Source organism: Actinomycetota bacterium, from assembly GCA_016700055.1.
Classification (GTDB): Bacteria; Actinomycetota; Acidimicrobiia; order Acidimicrobiales; family Ilumatobacteraceae; genus Kalu-18.
Window position 1 is genome coordinate 1,220,894 of sequence record CP064997.1, and the last position, 22,514, is coordinate 1,243,407.

Annotated in this window: 22 protein-coding genes; 5 read left to right on the forward strand and 17 right to left on the reverse strand. The window is 70.9% G+C overall.

Annotation, left to right across the window (positions count from 1 at the left end; genetic code table 11):
- The first annotated feature begins 48 nt into the window (after positions 1 to 48).
- Together IPM43_05825 and IPM43_05830 are read left to right on the forward strand one after the other, a co-directional pair.
- Positions 49 to 927, forward strand: coding sequence for an acyl-CoA thioesterase II (locus tag IPM43_05825; GenBank protein QQS25879.1), 879 nt, complete (start codon positions 49 to 51; stop codon positions 925 to 927).
- Positions 924 to 2,285, forward strand: coding sequence for a PQQ-dependent sugar dehydrogenase (locus tag IPM43_05830; protein ID QQS25880.1), 1,362 nt, complete (start codon positions 924 to 926; stop codon positions 2,283 to 2,285). The genes IPM43_05825 and IPM43_05830 overlap by 4 nt, the downstream gene beginning before the upstream one ends.
- Before the next feature lie 94 nt (positions 2,286 to 2,379).
- Here IPM43_05830 and IPM43_05835 read toward each other — a convergent pair whose 3' ends face one another.
- The 5 genes from IPM43_05835 to IPM43_05855 are packed head-to-tail and all read right to left on the reverse strand — an operon-like array spanning position 2,380 to position 6,316.
- Positions 2,380 to 3,771, reverse strand: coding sequence for an RNB domain-containing ribonuclease (locus IPM43_05835; protein ID QQS25881.1), 1,392 nt, complete (start codon positions 3,769 to 3,771; stop codon positions 2,380 to 2,382).
- 16 nt (positions 3,772 to 3,787) lie between these two features.
- Complete coding sequence (locus IPM43_05840; GenBank protein QQS26349.1) at positions 3,788 to 4,579, reverse strand: enoyl-CoA hydratase/isomerase family protein; 792 nt, start codon at positions 4,577 to 4,579, stop codon at positions 3,788 to 3,790.
- Positions 4,576 to 5,580, reverse strand: a complete 1,005-nt coding sequence (locus IPM43_05845; protein QQS25882.1) for a rod shape-determining protein — start codon at positions 5,578 to 5,580, stop codon at positions 4,576 to 4,578. Before IPM43_05845 ends, IPM43_05840 begins: the two co-directional genes overlap by 4 nt.
- Positions 5,581 to 5,582: 2 nt before the next feature.
- A complete protein-coding gene (locus tag IPM43_05850) occupies positions 5,583 to 5,795 on the reverse strand; it encodes a hypothetical protein (GenBank protein QQS25883.1) in 213 nt (70 codons plus the stop codon).
- Positions 5,792 to 6,316 carry a molybdenum cofactor biosynthesis protein MoaE gene (locus IPM43_05855; protein QQS25884.1) on the reverse strand — a complete coding sequence of 175 codons (525 nt, stop codon included), beginning with the start codon at positions 6,314 to 6,316 and terminating at the stop codon, positions 5,792 to 5,794. Before IPM43_05855 ends, IPM43_05850 begins: the two co-directional genes overlap by 4 nt.
- 68 nt (positions 6,317 to 6,384) lie before the next feature.
- Here IPM43_05855 and IPM43_05860 point away from each other — a divergent pair, with 68 nt between their 5' ends.
- Positions 6,385 to 7,644, forward strand: a complete 1,260-nt coding sequence (locus IPM43_05860; GenBank protein QQS25885.1) for a PDZ domain-containing protein — start codon at positions 6,385 to 6,387, stop codon at positions 7,642 to 7,644.
- A gap of 33 nt (positions 7,645 to 7,677) precedes the next feature.
- Here the strand turns inward: IPM43_05860 and IPM43_05865 are convergent, their stop codons facing one another.
- Positions 7,678 to 8,694: an NAD-dependent epimerase/dehydratase family protein gene (locus IPM43_05865; protein ID QQS25886.1), complete on the reverse strand. Its 1,017-nt coding sequence runs from the start codon at positions 8,692 to 8,694 to the stop codon at positions 7,678 to 7,680.
- Between the two features lie 41 nt (positions 8,695 to 8,735).
- On the opposite strand from IPM43_05865, the gene IPM43_05870 reads away from it, so the two are divergent.
- The gene (locus IPM43_05870) at positions 8,736 to 10,019 is read left to right on the forward strand and encodes a zinc-dependent metalloprotease (GenBank protein QQS25887.1); all 1,284 of its coding nucleotides are present in this window, start codon (positions 8,736 to 8,738) and stop codon (positions 10,017 to 10,019) included.
- Here the strand turns inward: IPM43_05870 and IPM43_05875 are convergent, their stop codons facing one another.
- From IPM43_05875 to IPM43_05925, 11 genes are all read right to left on the reverse strand, one after another.
- A complete protein-coding gene (locus IPM43_05875) occupies positions 10,020 to 11,270 on the reverse strand; it encodes a hypothetical protein (protein ID QQS25888.1) in 1,251 nt (416 codons plus the stop codon).
- A 154-nt stretch (positions 11,271 to 11,424) separates the two neighbouring features.
- A complete protein-coding gene (locus tag IPM43_05880; GenBank protein ID QQS25889.1) occupies positions 11,425 to 12,126 on the reverse strand; it encodes a response regulator transcription factor in 702 nt (233 codons plus the stop codon).
- A complete protein-coding gene (locus IPM43_05885; GenBank protein ID QQS25890.1) occupies positions 12,126 to 13,283 on the reverse strand; it encodes an ATP-binding protein in 1,158 nt (385 codons plus the stop codon). The genes IPM43_05880 and IPM43_05885 overlap by 1 nt, the downstream gene beginning before the upstream one ends.
- Positions 13,284 to 13,293: 10 nt before the next feature.
- Positions 13,294 to 14,046 (reverse strand): phosphate signaling complex protein PhoU, encoded by a 753-nt coding sequence (gene phoU, locus IPM43_05890; GenBank protein QQS25891.1) that lies wholly within the window; start codon positions 14,044 to 14,046, stop codon positions 13,294 to 13,296.
- Positions 14,046 to 14,888 (reverse strand): phosphate ABC transporter ATP-binding protein, encoded by an 843-nt coding sequence (locus tag IPM43_05895; protein QQS25892.1) that lies wholly within the window; start codon positions 14,886 to 14,888, stop codon positions 14,046 to 14,048. The genes phoU and IPM43_05895 overlap by 1 nt, the downstream gene beginning before the upstream one ends.
- A 107-nt stretch (positions 14,889 to 14,995) precedes the next feature.
- The gene (gene pstA / locus IPM43_05900; GenBank protein ID QQS25893.1) at positions 14,996 to 15,943 is read right to left on the reverse strand and encodes a phosphate ABC transporter permease PstA; all 948 of its coding nucleotides are present in this window, start codon (positions 15,941 to 15,943) and stop codon (positions 14,996 to 14,998) included.
- A 13-nt stretch (positions 15,944 to 15,956) separates the two neighbouring features.
- Complete coding sequence (gene pstC, locus IPM43_05905) at positions 15,957 to 16,820, reverse strand: phosphate ABC transporter permease subunit PstC (protein ID QQS25894.1); 864 nt, start codon at positions 16,818 to 16,820, stop codon at positions 15,957 to 15,959.
- A 56-nt stretch (positions 16,821 to 16,876) separates the two neighbouring features.
- Positions 16,877 to 17,938 (reverse strand): substrate-binding domain-containing protein, encoded by a 1,062-nt coding sequence (locus tag IPM43_05910; GenBank protein QQS25895.1) that lies wholly within the window; start codon positions 17,936 to 17,938, stop codon positions 16,877 to 16,879.
- A gap of 126 nt (positions 17,939 to 18,064) precedes the next feature.
- Entirely contained in the window at positions 18,065 to 19,558 is a 1,494-nt protein-coding gene (locus IPM43_05915; GenBank protein ID QQS25896.1) for a CHAD domain-containing protein, read from the reverse strand.
- Positions 19,555 to 21,618 (reverse strand): polyphosphate kinase 1, encoded by a 2,064-nt coding sequence (gene ppk1, locus IPM43_05920; protein ID QQS25897.1) that lies wholly within the window; start codon positions 21,616 to 21,618, stop codon positions 19,555 to 19,557. The genes IPM43_05915 and ppk1 overlap by 4 nt, the downstream gene beginning before the upstream one ends.
- Before the next feature lie 76 nt (positions 21,619 to 21,694).
- On the reverse strand, positions 21,695 to 21,964 hold the full coding sequence (locus IPM43_05925; protein QQS25898.1) for a hypothetical protein: 270 nt from the start codon (positions 21,962 to 21,964) through the stop codon (positions 21,695 to 21,697).
- Positions 21,965 to 22,214: 250 nt separating this feature from the next.
- Between IPM43_05925 and IPM43_05930 the strand changes: the two genes are divergently transcribed.
- On the forward strand, positions 22,215 to 22,457 hold the full coding sequence (locus IPM43_05930; protein QQS25899.1) for a WhiB family transcriptional regulator: 243 nt from the start codon (positions 22,215 to 22,217) through the stop codon (positions 22,455 to 22,457).
- Positions 22,458 to 22,514: the final 57 nt, after the last annotated feature.

Here is a 22,514-nt window from a genome sequence, read left to right on the forward strand (position 1 = left end):
TCGAGGCGCCACGGGCGCGCACCGTATCCCTGCCGAACCCCTGCCAACATGGTTGGCGTGCCAAGCGCCCTCGATCACCTCGTGGCTCTGCTCGACCTCGAGGTGATCGAGGTCAACATCTTCCGTGGACGCAGCCCCGACGACGAGAGCCGCCAGCGTGTCTTCGGAGGCCAGGTGGCCGGGCAGGCCCTCGTCGCCGCTTCGCGAACCGTCGACGATCCAGATCGGCTCGTGCACTCGCTGCACGCTTACTTCCTGCGCCCCGGCGACACCACCGCGCCGATCCTCTACGAGGTCGACCGCCTCCGCGACGGCAAGAGCTTCACCACCCGCCGGGTCGTAGCCATCCAGCACGGGCAGGCGATCTTCAACCTGCAGGCCAGCTTCCACGTGGCCGAGACCGGGCTCGAGCACCACATGCGGATGCCCGACGTAGCCGAGCCCGACACACTGCCCGACTTCAAGACCCGCATGGCGCCGCACAAGGAGCTGCTCGGCGAGTGGTACGACCGGCCCCGCCCGATCGATCTGCGCTACGTCGAAGGTGACCCGCGCAGCCGCGCCGACGACCCCGCCACGCAGGCGTCGATGCGCCAGCGAGTATGGCTGCGCGCCGACGGGCGATTGCCCGACGACCCCACGCTGCACGCCTGCATCGTCACCTACGCGAGCGACATGACCCTGCTCGACACGACGCTGCTGCCGCACGGTCTGTCCTGGGGCGAGCCGGGGCTGCAGATGGCCAGCCTCGACCACGCGATGTGGTTCCACCGTCCGTTCCGAGCCGACGAATGGCTGCTCTACGACCAGCTGACGCCGAGCACCTCGGGCGCGCGCGGTCTCTCCACGGGCGCGATCTTCACCGCCGCCGGGGAGCTGGCCATCTCGGTGGTGCAAGAGGGCCTGATCAGGAGGATCTCCTCATGAGCGGACGACGCTCTCGTGCCTGCTCGTTCTGCTTCGTCGCCGTGCTCGCCGTCGTGGCGGTGGCGTCCTGCGGAGGCGATGCCGACGAGTCGAGCCCGAGCCTCGACGCCACGTTCGCCACCCAGCCCCCGGCCTCCGTCGAGACCACCACGCCGGACGACACGACCGCGCCGGACGACGACACGACCACGCCGCCCGACGACACGGCCACGCTGCCCGACGACACGGCCACGCTGCCCGACGACACGGCCTCGCCGCCGGACGACACGGCCTCGCCGCCGGTGGCGACCCGGCCGCAGGCGGCGCTCGGCGAGCCGGTGGCGGTGGTCGAAGAGCCCGTCGACCTCGCCGTGCGGCCGGGGCAACCACCGACGGAATACCTCGTCGAGCGGGCCGGACTGGTGTGGATCCTCGACGCCGAACGTCGGCCCGGCGTCGGCGCCGCCGACCTCAGCGACGACACCGAGGCGGGGGGGGAGCAGGGCCTGCTCGGGCTCACGTTCTCGGCCGACGGACAACGGGCCTACGTGAACTACACCACGAACTCCGGTGACACCGCGATCGACGAGTTCGCGGTGCTGGCCGACGGCACGTTCGACGCGGCCAGCCGCCGGTCGGTGTACGAGATCGCCCAGCCCTACTCGAACCACAACGGCGGAGCGCTGGCGACCGGGCCCGACGGGATGCTCTACGTGTTCACCGGCGACGGCGGCGCGGCGGGGGATCCCGAACGGCGCTCGCTCGATCTCACCTCACCGCTCGGCAAGGTGCTGCGCTTCGACCCGAGCCCGAGCGGCGACCGTGCGTTCACGATCCCCACCGACAACCCCTTCGTCGGCGTCGAGGGGGCTCTCGGCGAGATCTGGGCCGTCGGTGTGCGCAACCCGTGGCGCTCGGCGTTCGACGCGGCGACCGGCGATCTCTGGATGGCCGACGTCGGCCAGGGTGAGTGGGAAGAGATCTCCGTCGGGTGGGCCACCGACGGGCGCGACGCAGGACGCGGGCTCAGCTTCGGCTGGAGTGCGTTCGAGGGGACGCACCGCTTCAACGACGACCAGCCAGAGGCCGGGCACACCCCACCGATCTACGAGTACCCCCACGGCGAGCTCGGCTGTTCGATCTCGGGCGGGGTGAGGTACCGCGGCGACGACGTGCCCGGGCTCCACGGCTGGTACGTGTTCAGCGACTACTGCAGCGGGCTCGTCCGGGCACTCGAGGTGTTGCCCGACCGCACCGCCGGCGAGGTGATCGAGCTCGGCGTGGTGTCGGCGTCGGCAGCCGTCGTCGCCGATGCCGAAGGCGAGCTGCTCGTGCTCTCCTTGAACGGCGAGATCGTCCCCATCGTCGCCGCCCCCTAGGTCAGGCCACCCCACCGCGGCTATCGCGCCAATCTGTCAACGAAGCTGCGTATAGCGCGTTCTGGTTGACAGATTGGCGCGCAAGCTGCGGTTTTCAGGCGAGGCGTTCGAAGCGGACGAGGCGGCGGGTGGGGTCGGCTTCGACGAGACGCACGGTGAGGTCGTCGCCGGGGTTCACCCGGCGGGCCGCGACTCGGGCCAGCACGGCCAGGTCACGCAGCTGGATCTGCACCCCCTCGCCTGCCTCGTCGACCACCACCGCCTCGAACTGCTCGCCCTCGCGGCCGTGCAGCACCAGCGCCTCGACCAGGTCGAGCGCCATCCGCTCGGCACGGTTCGCGAGGCGTTCGCCGTCGGCCATCGCGGCGGGGAGCCTGGTGAACGCCTCCTCCACTTCGTCGGTCGGAGAGGTGCCGGACGCGACGGCGAGCGCCGCCTCGACCACGTATCGGTCGGCCAGGCGGCGTAGCGGTGCAGTGGCGTGGGCGTAGCGGGCCGCCATCGCCGCGTGCCACGGCTCGGCACCCGCCCGGTAGGGCTCGTACGAGGCGGCCCCGCCGGCTCGGCGCACGGCCAGCAGGAACGCCGCCGCGCGAGGATCGCTCGTGGTGAGGCTGCGCTCGAACACCTCGAGCGACTGGGCGGCCGGCCACTCGAGACCCACCGCCTGGGCAGTCAGGCGAAGTGCCCGCACCGACCGCTCGCTCGGCGCCTCCATCACCCGGTAGAGACCGGTCGCGGCGGAGTGCAGGGCGTCGGCCACGGCCATGTTCGTCGCGAGCGACATCGCCGCGTTCGACTCCTCGCTCCAAAGCCGCGGGCGAAGCACCAGGCGGTAGCCGTCGTCACCGGCGGGCTCCACCTCCTGTTCGGGGAACTCGACCCGCCCTGCGCCGCGGCGGTCCTCGGCGAGCTTCATCCGCCGGGCAAGCTCGTCGAAGCCGTCGGGCAGCTCGCCGAGGGTGACCGTTTCGTAGGCGAGCTTTGCTCGCGACCGCACGACAGCCCGCTCGACGCCGTCGAGGCTCGCCTCGCCGCCGGCGCCGACACGGACCATGAACACGACCGCCGGGCGCGGCCCGCCGGGCAGCAGGCTCGCGGCCTGTTCCGACAGCACCGCCGGGTAGAGCGGCACCTTGCCGTCGGGCAGGTAGACGGTGACCCCGCGCCGCCAGGCCTCGGCATCAACCGGGTCGCCGGGGCGCACGAACCACCCGACGTCGGCGATCGCGTAGCGCAACAAGAGGTCGTCGCCCGAGCCGCGTTCGATGGTGAACGCCTGGTCGAGGTCGGTGCTCTCCGGTGGGTCGAGGGTGACGAACTCGACGTCGGTCCGGTCGACGTGCTCGGGCCCGATCGGCCGGCGCGCCGCCGTCAGCGCGGCCTGCTCGACCCCTGCCGAGAACGTGTCGGGCAGACCGAGCTCGGCGCGGATGGCACCCACGTGGTCGCGCAGCACGTCGGCGGCAACCCCGCGCGCCTTCATCGCCGGTGACTCCTCGTCACCTGCCCTCGAATCGAGGGGGACGCTTCTCGAGGAACGCCCTCACCCCCTCGCGGTGGTCCGCGGTCTGGAACAGCTCGGCCAGGTTCGCGCTCACCCGCTCGCCCAGCGCGCCCCAATCCGGGTCGAGCGTCCGGCGCAGCTCGGCCTTCATCCTCTGCACCGCGAGCGGCGGGTTCGCGGCGATCCGTGCGGCGACACCTCGAGCGGCGCCGAGCAGCTCGTCGTGAGCCACGACCCGCCCGACGAGTCCGATGCGCAGCGCCTCGGCGGCGTCGATCACATCGCCGGTGAACAACAGCTCGGCCGCCCGTTCGCGCCCGACGAGCTGGGCGAGCCGGCCGATGCCGGCCACGTCGCAGACGAGGCCGCGGAGCACGAACAGCTCGCCGAACCGGGCCCGCTCGCTCGCCACCCTGACGTCGGCGAGCAGCGCCAGCTCCATGCCCCAGCCGACAGCGGCACCGTTGACGGCCGCCACGACCGGCAGGTCGCAGTGCAGCAACGCGTCGGCCGCGGGCGTGATCCGCGGCCTGCGGTCGACGTCGACCGCAGCAGGCGCTCTGCCCTCCTCGCCTCCGCCCATCACCTGGCGGACGTCGTCGCCGCTGCAGAAGGCGGGATCCGTCCCGGTCACCACCAAGCACCGTGCGCCGGTCGCCGGCGCCTCACGGACGAGGCGCTCCAGCTCGCGGTACATCTCGAACGTCAGGGCGTTGCGCGTCTCGGGACGGTTGAGCGTGAGCAGCCCGACCAGGTCGTCGCCCAATTCGAACGTCAGGTCGCTCAGCGCCGCGCTCCCATGAACATCCCCTTCAGGGCGTCGTAGTGCTCTATGCAGTGACCGGCGCCGAGCACCACCGCTTCGAGCGGCATGTTCGACATGCGCACCGGCACTTCGGTCTCGCGCTCGATGCGGTCGGCCAGACCACGCAGCAGCCCGCCGCCGCCGACCAGGTACATGCCGCGGATCAAGAAGTCCTGCGCCAGCTCGGGCGGTGCCTTCGCCAGGCACCTGACCACGGACTGCACGATCGAGGACACCACGTCGTCGATCGCGAAGCGGATCTCCTCGGGCGTGAGCACCACGGTCTTCGGCAGTCCGGTCATCAGGTCGCGCCCGCGCACCTCGGCCTGGGACTCGTCGGGGGTGACAGCAGCCGAACCGATGGCGACCTTGATCTCCTCCGCGGTCCGCTCGCCGATGGCGATGCCGTGCTCGCGCCGGACGTAGTTCTGGATCGAGGCGTCGAGGTCGAAACTGCCCACCCTCACCGCTTCGAGCGCGACGATGCCGCCGAGGCTGATCACGGCCGTCTCGCTGGTGCCGCCACCGATGTCGATCACCATGTTGCCGACGGGCTCGTCGATCGGCAGGTCGGCGCCGATCGCCGCCGCCATCGGCTGCTCGATGAGCTGCGCGTCGGCGGCACCGGCGCGACGGGCGGCATCGGTGACGGCCCGGCGTTCGACCTCGGTGATGGCCGACGGGACGCAGATGACGACCTTCGGCCGGGTGAAGCGGCTCACTCCGACTCGCTGCAGGAGCAGGCGGATCATGCGCTCGGTGATCTCGAAGTCGGTGATCGCCCCACCGCGCAGGGGGCGCACGGCGACGATGTAGCCGGGGGTGCGACCGATCATCTGCCACGCCTCGCGCCCGGTGGCGAGCACCTCACCCGTCTGCCTGTTTAGGGCGATCACCGAGGGCTCGTTCAGCACGATGCCCCGACCCTTCATGTAGACGAGGGTGTTCGCGGTGCCGAGGTCGATCGCGAGGTCGCGGGCCACTGCTACCGGCCACCTGTGCCGTCGTCGTCGCGGTCGTCTGGCTTGTGGGCACGTTGGATCGACTGGCGTCGAGCCTCTGGCGAGAGGGCGCCGAGGTGACGCTGGAAGGAAGCGACCCCGTCGTCGCGTGAGGGTCGACGGCGCGAAACGAGGATCGCCGCGAACAAGATCGCGACCACCGCGACGGCGACGGCGACGACCACGACGACGGTCAACGCGCACCCCCGCGTGAGGACTGAACGGCGGACGGTGACACGACGTCGTGTGAGCCGGTGCCCCACGCAGCCCCGTCGCGCCAGACCTCGTGCTTCCAGATCGGTGCGCTTGCCTTCAGGGCGTCGATCGCGAAGCGCGCGGCCTCGAACGACTCGGCGCGGTGCGGCGACGAGACGGCGACGACGACAGAGCTCTCACCGAGCTCGAGCCGGCCGACACGGTGCAGCACGGCAACCCGTCCCGTCTGCGGCCACCGTCGCCTGAGCTCGGCCGCGATCTCGGCGAACACCGGTACGACCTGCTCCTCGTACGCCTCGTAGGTGAGGTGCTCGACACCTTGGCGCTCTTCGCCCCCGAAGTCGCGCACCGTGCCCGAGAACAGCACCACTGCCCCGCACGACGCCAGCACCGCCCAGTCGTACACGTCGCCGACCGGCAACGCGTCGTCGCTGAGGGCGAGCCACTGGTCGCCAACTACTGGTGCCTGCACGGCGGGCATCGTAGCCTTGCCCCACCACATCACCCCCGGGCCGGGAGCTGCGGGGGCGATGCCCCCCGAACGTCGGGCGTCACTACGCTACGCAATCCGTGGAATGGAGCGACTGGGACGACGCCGACGACGGCGGCGACGATGCCACCGAGCCGTACCCTCGTGCACCTGTCCCGCCCCACGAGCGCACTTGGCGGCACCCCTCTGAGCTGTACCTGGAGCCGGCGGGGGGTGCGAGCCCGATCGCCGGGCGAGCGCTCGTCGGTGTCTCCGTGGCGATGGGCATGCTGCTCGTAGCCGGGCTGGTCAACCTGCTGCTGCCCCGCGGCGGCGGGGGCACGGCGGCGGGAGTCACCGCGTCCAGCGCCGACGCGCCGCTCGTCCCCGTGGCAACGGCGACCCCTACCGTGCCCGTCAGCCTCGCCGTCGCAACCGTGCCCACCACGCTCGTCTCGCCGCAGTCGACGATGCCGCCGACGACGACGCCGGGCACCACCGCCTCACCGACGACGACCGTCGTCGCGTCGAGCGTCGCGCCCCAGACGTCGCCGACGGCACCGGTGGGCGAACCGGCGATCTCGGTGGCGACCTTCGCGACCGACGCAGCTGCGGCGTCGATGGCGGTGGCGGTCGGCGACGCGACGATGTTCGTCACCACGTCGTTCGCGGTCGGCGAGGCGACGTCGCTGACGATCGAGCTCGCCGACGGCCTGACCCTGGAGGCCGAGGTGCTCGTCGTCGACACCGAGCTCGGTGTCGCCGTCCTCCGTGTCGCCGAGTCGACCGGCACCGAGCTGCCCGGCCTTGCCGACCCGACGCTCGGCCAGCACGTGACCGTCCTCGGCGGCCAGCCCCGCGCCGCGACGGTGGTGGACGGCGACGAGCTCTCGCTGTCCGGCGGCGAGCCCGCCGCAGAGGGCGCGCCCGTCGTCGACTCCACCGGTCAGCTCCTCGGCCTCTGCACCCGTGGCGGCGACGGCAGCACGCGGGTGGTGAGATCGAGCGTGCTCGACGAGCTCGTCACCACCACGCGAGAACTGCTCGCGACCGGTCCCTGGCTCGGGATCTCCGGTCGGCGGGCAACGGAGGGCGGCGTCGAGGTGCAGGTGGTCAGCCCGGCCAGTCCTGCCGACCTCGCGGGCATCGTCGCCGGCGACGTGATCGTCGGTCTCGACGGCCGTCCGGTGCGTTCGGTGCCCGAGCTGGTGCTGGCGCTCGGCGCGCACCAGGCCGGAGACGACGTCGTGGTCCGCGTCGACCGCTCGGCCCAGGCGGCGCCGGACAGCTCACCGACCCGGGAGTGGTCGAGATCGCGGTGCGGCTCGCCGAGCGCCCGGCGGCCTGACCCGGCGGCCTGACCCGGCGGCCTGACCCGGCGGCCTGACCCAGGTTCAGCTGCGGTGGCGCCGGCGCCTGGCGCGCACCGCGGCGACCACGGCGACGACGCAAGCCGCGCCCACCCCGACGATCGCCAGCCCGAGCGAGAGCTCCTGTTTGCGCTTCGGGGTGAGCATCGTCCACCAGCGTGCCTCGGTGCCTTCGACGTACGCCTGCTCGTTGGTGACCGTCGGCACCCAGCCGGCGGCCCTCAGCCTGTCGTTCGCGACCAGCCACTGGGAGCGGGTGTAGGGGCGCAGCCCGGGCGGGATCGGGCCGCGCTGGAACCTCCAACGCATGTCGGCCAGCCATTCGGCCAGGCGGTCGGGCAGCTGGATGCGCGGCGGCATGCCGGTGAGGGCGCGCACCCGCGGTCCGGGTACGGAGCCGTCGGGGGCGACGTTGAAGACGCCGTCGAGGCGTGACCCGACCGACAGCACGACCGCGTCGGCCAAGTCGTCGAGGTGCAGGAACTGCGCGGGCACGTCGTCTTCGGCGAGCCTGCCGCCCAGCCCGGCGGCGAGGGCGCGCACGAGCCCCGAGGTGCCGTCGGCAGCCATCGCCGGCACCGGACGCAGCACGGCCGCGGTGCGCCCCCGCCGGCCGCGGCGCCAATCGTCGACGAGCTGCTCGACCGTCGCGAGCTGGCGGGCGAAGGCGAACGACTGGTCGGGACGCAGCGCCGCTTCTTCGGTGAGCGGCACGGGGTTGTTCGGCCAGGCCCCGTAGACCATGGCCGACGACAACAGCACGACGTGCGCGGCGTCACGCTCGGCGGCGGCGGCGAGCAGCTCGGGGGTGCCGGTGACCGCGCTGCGCCGGCGCTCGACGAGGGCGTCGTGGTCACCGGGGGCGAGGTGCACCACCACGTCGACCCGGCTCGGCATCGTCACCTCGTCGCCGGGACGCAGCACCGGGTGCACGTCGTAGCGCCCCGCGGCCTCGAGCAGTTGCACCACCCGGCGCCCGAGGGGCCACGCGGCGCCGGTGACCGCGACGCGGCACGGGCTGCGCTCGGCGGCGACGGTCATCCCCGGGACGCTAGCGGGCACCTCGGCGTAGGCTCGACGGCGTGTCAGACGCCGACGCCGACGACGACCGAGACGGGCCCGACGACCAACACCTGCCCGAAGAGCCCGACGCTGGTCAGTCGGGGGCCGGCGCGCTCGGGCCCCTCGCCGGTCTCCCGATGTTCGGCGACATCGCCCGGATGCTCGCCCACCAGGGCCCGTTGAACTGGGACGCCGCGCGCCAGGTGGCGCTCCTCGCCGCCACCGGTGGGCGACCGGAGGTGAACGTCGATCCCCTGGTGCGGATGACCCTCACCGACCTCGCCCGCCTCGCCGAGCTCCACGTCAGCGAGGTCACCGGCCTCGACCCGATCGGTGGCGGCCGCCAGCTCGAGGTCGTGACGATGACGCCTGGTGTCTGGGCCCAACGCACACTCGACGCCTACCGCCCGCTCTTCACCGAGCTCGCCACCTCGCTCGGCAACCGTCCCGACGCCACGCCGTCCGACCCGATGGGCGCCATGTTCGCGGGCATCTCCCAGATGCTCCAGCCGTCGATGATGGGCCTCGCCGTCGGCTCGATGGTCGGCCAACTCGCGGTGCGCGCGTTCGGCGAGCACGACCTGCCCCTGCCGCGCCCCGACCTTCCCGAGATCGGGGTCGTGCCGGCCACCGTCGATGCCTTCGCCACCGAATGGGAGCTGCCCCTCGACGACGTGCGCCTGTGGGTGCTGGTGCACGAAACCGCGGCGCGGGCGCTCTACCGAGTGCCCCACGTGCGCGACACGGTGCTGGCCCGGGTGCGCGCCCACGTCTCGGCGTTCCGCCCTGATCCGGGCGCGATCGTCGACAAGCTCTCTTCGCTGGAGCTCGACCTCGGCGACCTCTCCGGCGACTCCGACCCGATGTCGCAGGTGTCTGCCAGCATGGCCGGCCTCGAGCGCCTGCTCGGAGATCCCGAGCTGCTGCTCGGCGCGGTGCGCACACCCGAGCAAGACTCCCTCGCCCCGTACCTCGACGCCTTGCTGGCGCTCGTCGTCGGCTGGATCGACCACGCCACCGACGAGGCCGGGGCACGACTGCTCGGCAACCCGGCACGCATCGCCGAGGCCGTCCGCCGGCGGCGCGTGGAGACGTCGCCCGACGACGTGTTCGTCGAACGCCTGCTCGGGCTGCGCCTCGATCGCCGGCAGGTGGAGCGTGGACGAGCGTTCGTCGACGGAGTCGTCGAGCGCGCCGGGAACGCCGGCCTCGCCCGGCTCTTCCTCTCCGAGCGCGAGCTGCCCACACCGAGCGAGCTCGACGCCCCGGGGCTGTGGCTGGCCCGGATCGACATCGGCGACTGATCAGGTCTTCACGCGGGGTATTCGCCTTCGCAGCGGGCGCGCCGCGCGCTCGCGCAGCGACAACGGCAGCGGCTGGCCCCGGCGCAGGCGCCGCATGCTGACCAGGTAGGTGATGGCGGCGAAGGCGGCGATGCCACCGACGACGGCGAAGCCGAGCGATGCCGGAAGTCGCAGCAGCACCGGGATCACACCGGCCAGCACCCACGCGAGCTGGAACCTGGTCTCGAACCTCGCGAACGCGCGCCCCTGGTTCGCGTCCGGTGCACTGCGCTGCACGATCGAGTCGAACGCCAGCCGCCCGACTGCGGCCGACAGGTTGACCGACGCGGCGAGCAGCACCGCCCCGGCGACACCTCCGAGCAGCGCGGTTACCACGCCGGCAACGGCCACGAACGCGAGCGACCCGACGAGCATGGTCTCCTCGCGCGTCGAGCGCCGCAGCATCGGTGCGGCGGCGTTTCCGACCATCGTCGCCAGCGCGGCCACCGCCACGGCGACGCCGAACCACAGGGTGCCGGTGACCCCGACGCCGAACGAGTAGGTGAGCACCTCGTCGCCACCGGGAACGGTCGTCTTCGTCACGCGGGAGCCGCCGACGGTGCGCAGCCAGAACGCGAGGTGGAAGAACATGAAGCCGACACTCGCCCGCAGCAACCCCATCGCGCTGGCGGCGAGCACGATCGGCACCGAGTGCAGCTCCTCCTGCTCGAGCCGTGTCTCCCGCTGGGCCGCCACGACCTCACGGTTCAACCTGGTCGCGTACCAGAGCGCCATGGCGAACAACACCATCCCGAGCGCGAGGCTCGCCCTGGCGTCGATCAGCGACAGCAACGCGGCAGGGATTGCGGTGGCGGTGCCGACGATGCCCGAGATCAGCCCGAGCTTCGCGTTCGCCTCGACGAGCTCGTCCTCGTTGCGCACCGCGCTCGGCACCAGCGCGGCACGTGAGACCGCATAGGTCTTCTGCAGCACGAGGCTCGCGAACGCGAGAGGGAACAGCGCGAGCGAGTCGAGCGAGACGATCATCCCGAACAGCACGATCACCCGCAGCCCAGCCACGATCTGCACGACGAGTCGCCGCCCGCCTGGCATGCGGTCGATGGCCGGCCCGATCAGCGGCGCCACGATCGCGAACGGCGCGATGGAGATCAGGAGGAACAGCAGCACCCTGCCCCGTGCCGCCTCGGGGCCGATGTCGAAGAACAGCGAGTCGGCGAGCGCGACGGTCATCGCGACGTCGCCGGCGGCCATCAACGCGTGGACCCTCGCCAGACGTTGGAAGGCGGACGGGCCAGGGGCGGACGAACGAGGCCCGTCACCGGATCTGGGCCTCGGGACGTCCACGGCGGCATGCTAGGACGACCCCCGCGCCGGGCGGTGGCGAGCGCGGCGCCGATCCAGCCGGTCAGTCGCGCTGACGCTCGTACTTGTACCCGACCCCGCGGATGGTCACGATCCGCGTCGGGTGCGCAGGTTGGCTCTCCACCTTGGCGCGCAGGCGCTTGACGTGCACGTCGAGCGTCTTCGTGTCGCCGACGTAGTCGCTGCCCCACACCCGATCGATCAGCAGATCGCGCGGCAGCACCCTGCCGGCGTTCTCCAGCAGCAGATGGAGCAGCTCGAACTCCTTGCGCGCCAAGCTCACCGGTGCGCCGCGGACCTCGACCTCGTAGGCCTCCGGGTCGAGACTGACGTCACCGACCACCAGCTTGGCGCCCGCACCGCCGTCGGGCTCGACCTCACCGCCGGGTTGCCGACGCAGCACGGCACGCATCCGGGCGACGAGCTCACGGATGCGGTAGGGCTTGGTGACGTAGTCGTCGGCGCCCACCTCCAGGCCGACGACGGTGTCGATCTCGGCCCCCTTCGCGGTGACCATGATGATCGGCACCTGGCTGCGCTTGCGCAGCTCTCTGCACACGTCGATGCCCGACACCTTCGGCAGCATCACGTCGAGCAGCACGATGTCCGGCGCCACCAGGTCGAACCGCTCGAGCGCCTCCAACCCGTCGCGGGCCACCTCCACCCGGAAGCCCTCGCGTTGGAGCCCGACGGTCAGGGCGTCGACGAAGCTCGCCTCGTCCTCCACCACGAGCACCGTCTGCATCACGCTTGCTCCGCTGCGCCCTGCCGGCCGGCGAGCGCAGGCTGGGCCGGGATCCTCAGCACGAACGTCGACCCCACCCCCTCCTCGCTCGTCACGGACACCGTGCCGCCGTGGTTGGTGGCCACGTGGCGCACGATCGCGAGCCCGAGTCCGGTGCCCCCGGTTGCCCGGGAGCGGGCCCGATCGACGCGGTAGAAGCGCTCGAAGACACGGTCGATGTCGCGCTGGGGGATGCCGATGCCTTGGTCCTCCACGCACAGGTCGAGCCACTCGCCGCCAACCGCGGCGGGCGCGGCCTGCACGAACAGCTTCACCGTGGTGCCCGCTTCGGAGTACTTCACCGCGTTGTCGACCAGGTTCGCGACCGCCGACACGAGCTGGCGTCGATCGCCGAGAACCTGCCATCCCGGCCCGGTCGGGGCCACCTCGAGCCTGATGCCGCTGCGCTCGGCGAGCGCCTGCGAGCGCTCGGCCGCGTCCGCGAGCACGAGCCCGGCGTCGACCGGTTCGCGGTGGAGCTCGCGGTCGAGCTCGATCAGGGACAGCTCGAGCAGGTCGTCGATCGTGCGGCCCACGCGGTGGGCCTCGTCGACCAGCGTGGACGCGAGGCGTTGGACGACCACCGGATCGTCCTCGCCGTCGATGGCCTCGGCCAGCACGGCGAGGGCCCCGACCGGCGTCTTCAGCTCGTGGCTGATGTTCGCGACGAAGTCGGTGCGCACGGTGTCGAGACGTGAGCGCTCGGTGACGTCCTCCACGATCGCGATCGTGCCGGACCCGCCGAGCGGGCGCGCCTGCACCGCGACCACCCGATGGGGGGGGCCGTAGAGGTCGAGCACCTGACGGCGTGTCTCCCCCGCGGACGCCGCGTGCAGATGGCGCTCCACGGCTTCGTCTACGAGCACGTCGGCGTGATGCGCGCCGGTGAGTCCGGCAGCCACACGGTTGCGGAACGAGGCTCGCCCGGTTCGGTCCGCAAGCACCACGCCCACCCCCAGGGCATCGAGTGCTTCGCGCAGCGGCAGCGGCTCACGCGCCGTCGACTGCCCCGGCGCGTCCACCCCTGCCGCGCGCGCGTCGCCCCCGCGGCTGCGCAGGACCACGGCGGTCGCCAGACAGCCGGCCAGCGCAGAGAGCAGGAGCCAGACGGCGAGCACAGAGAACCCGTCAGGACTGCCCGTCGCCGTCGGCCGCTGGCGCGCCCGATCCGCCGGAGGAGGGTTCTTCGGAGATGGCGCGAGCCTGGTGGCGCCGGGCCCCTTCGTGCTCCGGCATCCATCCCGTGGCCAGGTACCGCACACGCTCGCCGACGTTCACCGCGTGGTCGCCGATGCGCTCGTAGAAGCGCGCCACGAGCGCGAGCTGCACAGCAACCTGCAGGTCGACGCGGTCGACCGCGTGGCACTCGAAGATCGCCTGGATGAACTGGCGCTGGAGATCGTCCAGGTAGGAGTCCATGTCGTCGATCGCCGCCGCCCGGGCGGCGTCGTTCGTGGCGTAGGACTCCATCGCCTCGCGGTACAGCACCTGGGCTTGCTCGCCCATCTTGGTGATGATGCCGCGCAGCTTGGGGTCGAGCGGATGGCCGTAGATGCGCCGCGCCGCCTTGCAGATGTTCACGCAGAGGTCGGCGGAACGCTCCAGCTCGGAGATGATCTTGATCGCGGCGATGATCTGGCGAAGGTCGCCGGCGACAGGCTGCTGCAGCGCGAGCATCTGGTAGCAGCGCTCCTCCAGCTCGATGCTGCGGGCGTCGATCTCGTCGTCGGCCATGATCAGGTGTTCAGCGCCTTCGAGGTCCTGGTCGAGCAGGATCTGCGTGGCCCGAGGGATGGCTTCGATCACGAGCGCCGCGATGCGCGTGATCTCCTGGCGGGCGACGTCGAGGTCGTGATGGAAGCCGCGGCGGATCTCGTCCATCAGCCGAACCTCCCGGTGACGTATGCCTCGGTGCGCGGGTCGTCGGGAGTGGAGAAGATCTTGTCGGTCTGGTTGAGCTCGATCAGCAGTCCGGTCCGCCGGTCGCTCTCGGGGTTGATCTCCGTGGTGAAGAAGGCGGTTCTGTCGCTCACCCGCGCCGCCTGCTGCATGTTGTGGGTGACGATGATGATCGTGTAGTCGCGCTTGATCTCCTGCATCAGATCCTCGATGCGGGCGGTCGCGATCGGGTCGAGGGCCGAGCACGGCTCGTCCATCAGGATCACCTCGGGCTCCACGGCAAGGGCTCGCGCGATGCAGAGCCGCTGCTGCTGGCCCCCCGACAGGCTCAGCCCCGACGCCTTCAGCCGATCCTTCACCTCGTCCCACAGCGCCGCGTCGCGCAGCGATCGCTCGACGATCTGCGCGAGCTCGGACTTCGACCTGACGCCGAGCAGCCGCGGGCCGTAAGCGACGTTGTCGAAGATCGACTTCGGGAAGGGGTTGGGCTTCTGGAACACCATGCCGATCCGCCGGCGCACCTCGGTGGAGTTCACCTCGGGGTCGTAGAGGTCGACACCGTGGTAACGGACGCTGCCCTCTACCCGGGCGCTCTCGATGAAGTCGTTCATCCGGTTGAAGCAGCGCAGCACCGTCGTCTTCCCGCAACCCGACGGTCCGATGAACGCCGTTATCTCGTGCTGGTGAACGTCGAGGGTGACGTCGCGCACCGCCCGGAAGTCGCCGTAGCGCACGCTCAGGTCCTCGACACGAAAGACCACGTCGGCCACAGGCGTCGGCGAGATCGTCGCCACCTGGTCGGTTGAGCCCTGCACGTCTGCCATGCCTACCGCATCTGCCCTGTCTGTCCTGTGTGTCGTGTCTGCCCTGTGTGCCGTGTCTGCGTCCATCATCCCGCCCTGGTCCGTCACCGTAGCCACCTCCGAGGTCTTCATGTCCCCGTCCTCGCCCGCTCGAACCGGTTGCGCAGCAAGATCGCGGCGATGTTGAACAAGAACACGAGCAACAACAACGTGAGGCCGGCCGCCGCGGCCGTGTTCGACCAGCCGAGCTCTGCGCCCGGCGGGTCCGGGCGGCCCGACCAGTTGAAGATCAGCATCGGGATCGCCGTGAACTTCCCCTGCAGCGACGTCTCCGGCAGCAGCCCGGTGATCGCACCGACCATGATGAGCGGGGCCGCCTCGCCGAGCGCCCGAGCGAGCGACAGCACCGTGCCGGTGAGGATGCCGGGTGCCGCGTAGGGCAGGACGTGGTCGCGGGTGACCTCCCAGCGCGAGGCGCCGACGCCGTACCCGGCGTCGCGCAGTCCCTGGGGCACGGCCCGCAGCGCCTCCATCGACGTGATGATCACGATCGGCAGCACCAGCACGGCCATCGTCAGGGCGGCGGCGAGGACGCTCTCGCCGCCAGTGACCGGTCTCAGCCAGCCGACGAAGATGATCAGGCCGAGCACGCCGTAGATCACCGCCGGCACCCCGGCCAGGTTGCGGATGTTGACGAGGATGAACCGGTTGAGACGGTTCTCGGGCGCGTACTCCTCGAGGTAGATCGCCGCCGCGACGCCCATCGGGATCGCCACCACGAGGACGCCGAGCCCGATCACGAACGATCCGTAGAGACCCGGCCAGATCCCGACCGCGTCCGGTTCCGATCCGATGGTGTCGGTGACGAACTCCGCGCCACGCTCGCCGAGCAGCGGCAGCGCCTGCACCAGCACCTGGCCGAGCAGGGTGAAGAGGACGAGCAAGGTGCTGACTACGGCGAGGCCGAGCAGCACGAGGAGCACCGCACCCGTCGTATCCCTGCGCCGGGAGGTGAGCGAGCCACCGACGATGCGCTTCGCCTCCGTAACGGCTCCGGCTGGTGTGATGAGTGCCATCGTCTCCCCGATCTCAGTACTTCTGCCGCACCCGGCCGACGAACCGCTCGCCGACGAGGTTGAGCAGCACGGTGACGACGAACAGCAAGAAGCCGACGAGGAACAGCACCTCGAACGCGGAGCCGGCCTTCACCTGGTCGGTGCCGCCTGCTGCGTTGGTCATCGCCGCGGTCATCGTCAGCCCGGGTTCGAGGGGGTTGAGCCCGTTGAACGGGCCGCTGCCGTCGTAGCCGCCGGCCATCGTCGCCACCATCGTCTCGCCGATCGCTCTCGAGGTGGCGATGATGAACGCGGCCACGATTCCCGACACCGCGGCGGGTATCACGATCCGCAGCGTGGTGCTCACCTTGCGCGCCCCGACTCCGTAGCTGGCCTCACGCAGCGAGTCGGGCACCGCGCGCAACGCGTCCTCGCTGATCGAGGCCATGATCGGAATCACGAGGATGCCGATGCCGATGCCCGCGACCAGCATGTTGCGCGGCTGGGTGGGGTCGAACAGCCTGCCGACGACCTCGGGGGCGATGAAGCTGAGAGCGAAGTAGCCGACCACGACCGAGGGGATGCCCGCGAGCACCTCGATCACGGGCTTGACGATGCGACGCGTCCTCGGCTTCGCGTACTCGGACAAGTAGACGGCGGTGCCGAGCCCGAAGGGCAGGGCGACGACCATCGCCACCGCGCCGATGACGAGGCTGCCGACGAAGATCGTGCGCAGGTCGAACCGCTCGCGGCGGGGGAACCATCCGGTGTCGGACAGCATCGAGAAGTCCCAGTCGATGGCCTGCATGAAGTTCCACGCGCCGCGCACCAAGACGAAGAGGATCAGCGCGCTGATCACGATCGAGGCCGCGGCGGCGCCTTGGAAGAGCGCTCTCATCGAGCGCTCTCGCCGGCGCCGCCGCGGGTCGCCTCGAAAATCGGCGACGGTGAGTGTCAACGGTTGGCCCAGGCTTCGGCCGTGGCCTGGAGGCGGTCGGCGGGCAGATCGACGTAGCCGGCGAGGGCGACCTGGGCGAGCCCGGCTTCCGACAGGTAGAGGTCCACGAAGGCCGCGACGGCGGGGTTCTCCGCGGCCTTGGCGCTGTTCACGTAGACGTACAAGCTGCGGGAGAAGGGATAGCTGCCGTCGGCGATGGTCTCCGTGGTCGGGGTGACGCAGCCCTCGCCACCGTCGATCGCGATCGACTTCATCCGCTCCTGCTCGCTTTGGTAGAAGGCGTAACCCACCCAACCGAGGCTGGTGTCGCTCTCCTCGATGCCGTCGACGATCAAGTTGTCGTTGGCGCTCGACGCGTAGTCGGGGCGAGTCCCGACGAACTGGCCGCGCTCCTCGGCGAGGTCGGCGATGGCGAACTCGACGAACGTGTCGTAGGTGCCGCTCTCCTCACCAGGGCCGTGGACGACGAGGGGCGCGTCGGGGAACGGAGCCGAGGCCGAACCGACCTCGCCGGCAAGATCGTTCGCGTCAGACCAATTGCCCATGCCCTCGGACTCGGGGCCGAGCAGCGCGTACAGCCCGGGGATGTCGAGGCACTCCACCTCGGTGTTGTTCGTGCTCGTGGCCACGGTCAAGCCGTCGATGGCCACCTCGAGCTCCACGAACTCGACGCCGTTGTCGGCGCAGGTCGCGGCCTCTTCCTCTTTGATCTGGCGGGAGGCGTCGGAGATGTCGGCCTCGCCGGCGCAGAACTTGGCGAACCCGTCGCCGGTGCCCGGCCCTTCGACCGTCGCCTTCAGCGCCCCGTCGCTCTCCTCCAACGCCAGCTCGCCGACGCGGATCGAGATCCGCTCGACCGTGGAGGAGCCGGTCACGAAGACGCTCCCCCCGGGCAATTCGCCCGCCGGCGAGGAATCGTCCGGAGAGCCGGTCGCCGGGGTCGAGTCGTCGGTGGTCGAGTCGTCGGTGGTCGTGTCGTCGCCGCCGCATGCCGACGCGACGAGGCCGAGCACCATGGCCACGCCGACGAGTCGAATGCGCGAGGGGGAGATGTTCACTGCGGGGGTCTCCTTCGTTGGGGGTTCAGGACCGCCCCGGACGGTAGACACCCGAGGTGTCCTCCCCGCCCCGGCGAAGTGAACGGGGGGTGAACGACTGGCGAACCCTTGCCGGCGGTGCCAGGTTCAGGGTCTGGCCAGCCAGCGGCGCTCGCGCGGCCGTGACGCGGCGGTCCACGCCGCGCCCCACGACTGGCGGCGGTGCTGGATCTCGGCGCGCTCGCACCCGACGAGCTGGCCGACGACGAAGGCGAGATCTGCCGACCCGGTAGTCAACTGGGCGCGTAGCCAACGCTCGGCGGTGGCGGCATCGTTCAGCTCGCCGAGCTCGTCCTGCAGGGCGGCGATCCGCCGTGCATGGCGCTGTGCCGCCGGTTCCACGAGAGAAGCCGCGTCGGCGGCGTAGCGGAACCGCTTGGCCTTGATGCGCACCGCGTGGATCTCGTCGATCGGAGCTGCCTCGCCGTCGCGCCGCGCCCGCTTCGCCGCCTTCTCCAGGGGACGCCAGGCACGCGCGGCGATGGTGTCGAGCACCGCGTGAGCCTGACCCGCCGCGGCCTCGGTCAGCACAGGCGCCCGAGCCGCGGTGAGCAGCCGATCGAGCAGCTGCGCGTAGCGCTCAGACGACATCGCCTCGTCGAGAGCACAGACGTCGAGGTTGCGCGACTCGTGCAGCCGGTCGAGCAGCACCGCCCCGAGCTCGCGCTCGGCCGGCTCGAGCGTGTCGAGTCGCGCCTGCAGCCGAAGGCCGAGCACGTCGGCGTCACGTACCTTCCCGAGGGCGCTCGCCAACCAGCGCAGCTCCTCGCCGAGCTCGCTCGCCCAGGTGCTGTCGACCAGCTCGCCGAGGGTGCGCAAGTCGCTGCGCAGGCGCCGTGTGGCCACCCTCGCTTGGTGAACGCCTTCCGGCCCGAGCCGCAGCCGGACGGCCAGATCGTTGGCGAGCAGCTTCGCCACCGAGGCGGCGACCGCACGGCGCACCACGTGGCCGGCCAGCGGATCGGGGGGGAGGTCCTCCAGCGTGACGATCTCCGGACGCGCACGGCCGGCCAGGACGTCGAGCGCCGTGGTGTGCGTTCGCTCGGTAGCTCCGGCGGCGCCGAAGGCAGACACGAGATCCTCGACGAGGTGCGCGTCGCCGGAGATGCGCACCGTCGTCACGACGGGCTGATCACCGATCAGGATGTCTTCGAGCACCACCGACGCGGCGGCGTCGCCGGACGCGCCACGCCGTCCGTCGTCGCGCACGATGCTCCAGCGCCGGGCGCGGCGGCGGACGTCGACGAGGTCTTCGACGCCGGCGCCACGCAGCACGCCCTGCAGGGCCGCGGGCGGGCCGGCGCCGGCGGGCTCCTGCCACCAGCGCGTCTCACGGCCGCAATCCGAGTGCCACCAGGGGGAGGGCTCGACGGCGATGTCCCACACCTCGTCGGCGCCGAGCACTGCCCGGCGCAGCGTGACTCCGCCGAGGGTGAGCCGCAGGTCGACCGTGTCGACGCGGTCGTCGTCGTGCTCGACGCGCCCGGCGGCGCGCATGCTCGCCCTCGGCACCGCGGAGATGACCGCCTGCGGACGTAGCTCTGGCCACGCGTCGAGCACACGGGCCTGCGGCGGACTCATGCCGGCGTTCGTCTGCCTTGTGTCTGGGTGTGTGACACCCATTCGTACATCTGCCGTTGCGTGTGCGGCTCGAACGAGCTCGACCCGACCCGTTCCCAGCTCGCGTCGGAGCGCATCTCGAACGCCGGGGCGTCGGGATCGAACAGGAACTCGAACATCTTGTCGAGCCAAGCCCTGTGCTTGGGATGCGGCACCGGCGTGAGCACCTCCACCCGGCGGTCGAGGTTGCGCGGCATCAAGTCGGCCGAGCCGATGAAGTGGATTGGCTCGCCGGGCCCGCGACCGTTCGCGAACCGGTACACCCGCGAGTGCTCCAGGTAGCGCCCGAGCACCGAACGCACCCTGATCGTCTCGCTGAGCCCGGGCACTCCGGCCCGCAGGCAGCAGATGCCGCGTACGACGAGATCGATCTCGACACCGAGCCGGCTCGCCTCGTAGAGGGCCTCGATCATCGCCGGATCGGCGATGGAGTTGACCTTGATCGTGATCCGGCCGAACGTGCCGTACTCGGCCTCACGCTTGATCAGCTCGACGATGCCGTCACGCAGCTCGCGCGGGGCCACCAGCAGCGTGTGGTAGTGGACGTCGCGGCTGTAGCCGGTGAGGTGGTTGAAGAGCTGGGTGACGTCGGCGCCGATCGTCGGGTCGCACGTGATGTACCCGATGTCTTCGTAGATGCGCGCGGTCTTCGAGTTGTAGTTGCCGGTGCCGATGTGCACGTAGCGCCGCAGCCCGTCCGGATCGGCGCGCACCACGAGCACGCACTTGGAGTGCGTCTTCAGGCCGACGAGCCCGTAGACGACGTGCACCCCCGAGCGCTCCAGAGCCTTCGCCCAGCTCACGTTCGCGGCCTCGTCGAAGCGGGCCTTCAGCTCGACGAGCACCGCCACCTGCACACCCCGCTCGGCGGCGCGGATCAGGCTGCGGATGATCGGGCTGTCGCCTCCCGCGCGGTAGAGCGTCATCTTGATGCTCTGCACCTGCGGGTCGTCGGCCGCCTGCGAGAGGAACGTCTCGACCGAGCTGGCGAAGCTCTCGTAAGGGTGGTGCACGAGCAAGGGCCGTTCACGGACCACGGAGAAGATCGACCGGTCGGTCTCTTCGGCGAGAGCAAGCCTTCCGGCGGTGACCGGGGGCCATGGATCGTCCTTCAGGTCGGCGCGCTCCACGGCATGGAGCTGCCACAGGCAGGTGAGGTCGAGCATGGTGCGGTGGCGGCTGACGTCGTCGGGCTCGAGGTCGAGCTCTCGCAGCAGCAGTTCGAGCACCTCGGCGTCGATGCTCTCGTGCACCTCGAGGCGCACCGCGCGCCCGAAACGCCGCCGCCGCAGCTCCATCTCGACCGCCGCCAGCAGGTCGTCGGCCTCTTCCTCTTCCAGGGTGAGGTCGGCGTTGCGGGTGACGCGGAAGCTGGCGCAGTGCTCGACCACCATCCCCGTGAACAGCGTGTGGAGCTGCGACGCGATGACTTCTTCGACCGGCACGAAGCGGCGCTCGTCGGGCAGGGCCAAGAGCCGCGGGAAGACCGTTGGCACCTTCACCCTGGCGAAGCGGCGCTCGTCGGTGTCCGGGTCGTGCACCATCACAGCGAGGTTGAGTGCGAGGTTGGAGATGTAGGGGAACGGATGCGCGGGGTCGACGGCGAGCGGCGTCAGCACGGGGAAGATGCGTTGCTCGTAGACGTCGACGAGGAACTTGTGGTCGTCCTCGTCGAGGTCGTCCCAGCCACAGACGTTGATGCCCTCGCGCGCGAGCTGGGGAGCGAGCGAGTCGAGGAAGATCCGCTCCTGGCGGGCGGCGAGCTCTCCGACGCGCCACCCGATCTCCATCAGCTGGCGGCTGGGGGAGCGGCCGTCCGGGGCGGAGGTGGTGAGGCCGGCAGCCTCCTGGTCCATCAGCGCCGCGACGCGCACCTGGAAGAACTCGTCGAGGTTGGAAGAGAAGATCGCGCAGAACTTGACCCGCTCGAGCAACGGGATGCCCGTCTCGGCGGCGAGGTGCAGCACCCGCTCGTTGAAGTCGAGCCAGCTGAGCTCCCGGTTCAGGAAGCGATCGTCCATCGCGCAATCGTACTAACGGCCCACCACCGCGGGTGGTGGTCGAACCGAGCAGATGCAGCGTCAGCCGATCGGCGGGTCACCCGAAGTCGTCGGGCTGGCCGAGGTCCCACGCGACGGCGATGTTCTCCCGCTCGGCGTCGCGCAGGATGCGCTCGCGATTGCGCCGGAACTGGGGGTCGTCACGAGGTAGCAGCACCAGCCGGGCGAGCACGCGCGTGCGGAACTCGTCGGCGAGGGCGCGGTCGCCGTAGTCGGCGATCACTTCCCAGTGCGGCGAGACCGGACCGAGGTACACGATGCGCACGTGCGCCCGGGGAGGCTCGAGATTGACGGCGATATCGGTCATGGGGTGCTGCACTGCTCCGTCTCGGTGGATCGCCGCGAGCCTACCGGGGGCCTTGCACCCGACGGCCGAGCGTTGGCGGGGAGTGGTCGTGCCTGGTTGACTGGCCGACAAGGTGTCGGGAACCAGACCCGCCCGGATGACGTCAAACCCAACGACCACGACATACCGACGTCACCTGGCGAGTGCGGTTGCCATCCCCTCGGGGCGGCACCCAGCGGGCCGACGACTTCGGCAGAAGGAGACACCCGAAATGCAAGACGACAGCGCGACCGCCTGGATGGCGAACGGCGCATGCCGCAACTACCCGCCTGCTGTGTTCTTCCCGAGCGACGGGGTGGGTGTCGACCGGGCGCGCAAGATCTGCGCTACCTGCCCTGTCGTGGCCGAATGCCTGGAGCACGCCCTCGACGAGCGCATCGACCACGGAGTGTGGGGTGGGTGCTCCGAGCGTGAGCGCCGCCGCATCGCTAAGCGCCGCCGCCTCACCGTCTAGCTCTCCCCGCCCCCACATTCTCGGTCGGATTTGTGACACATAGCGCGACTCAACCGA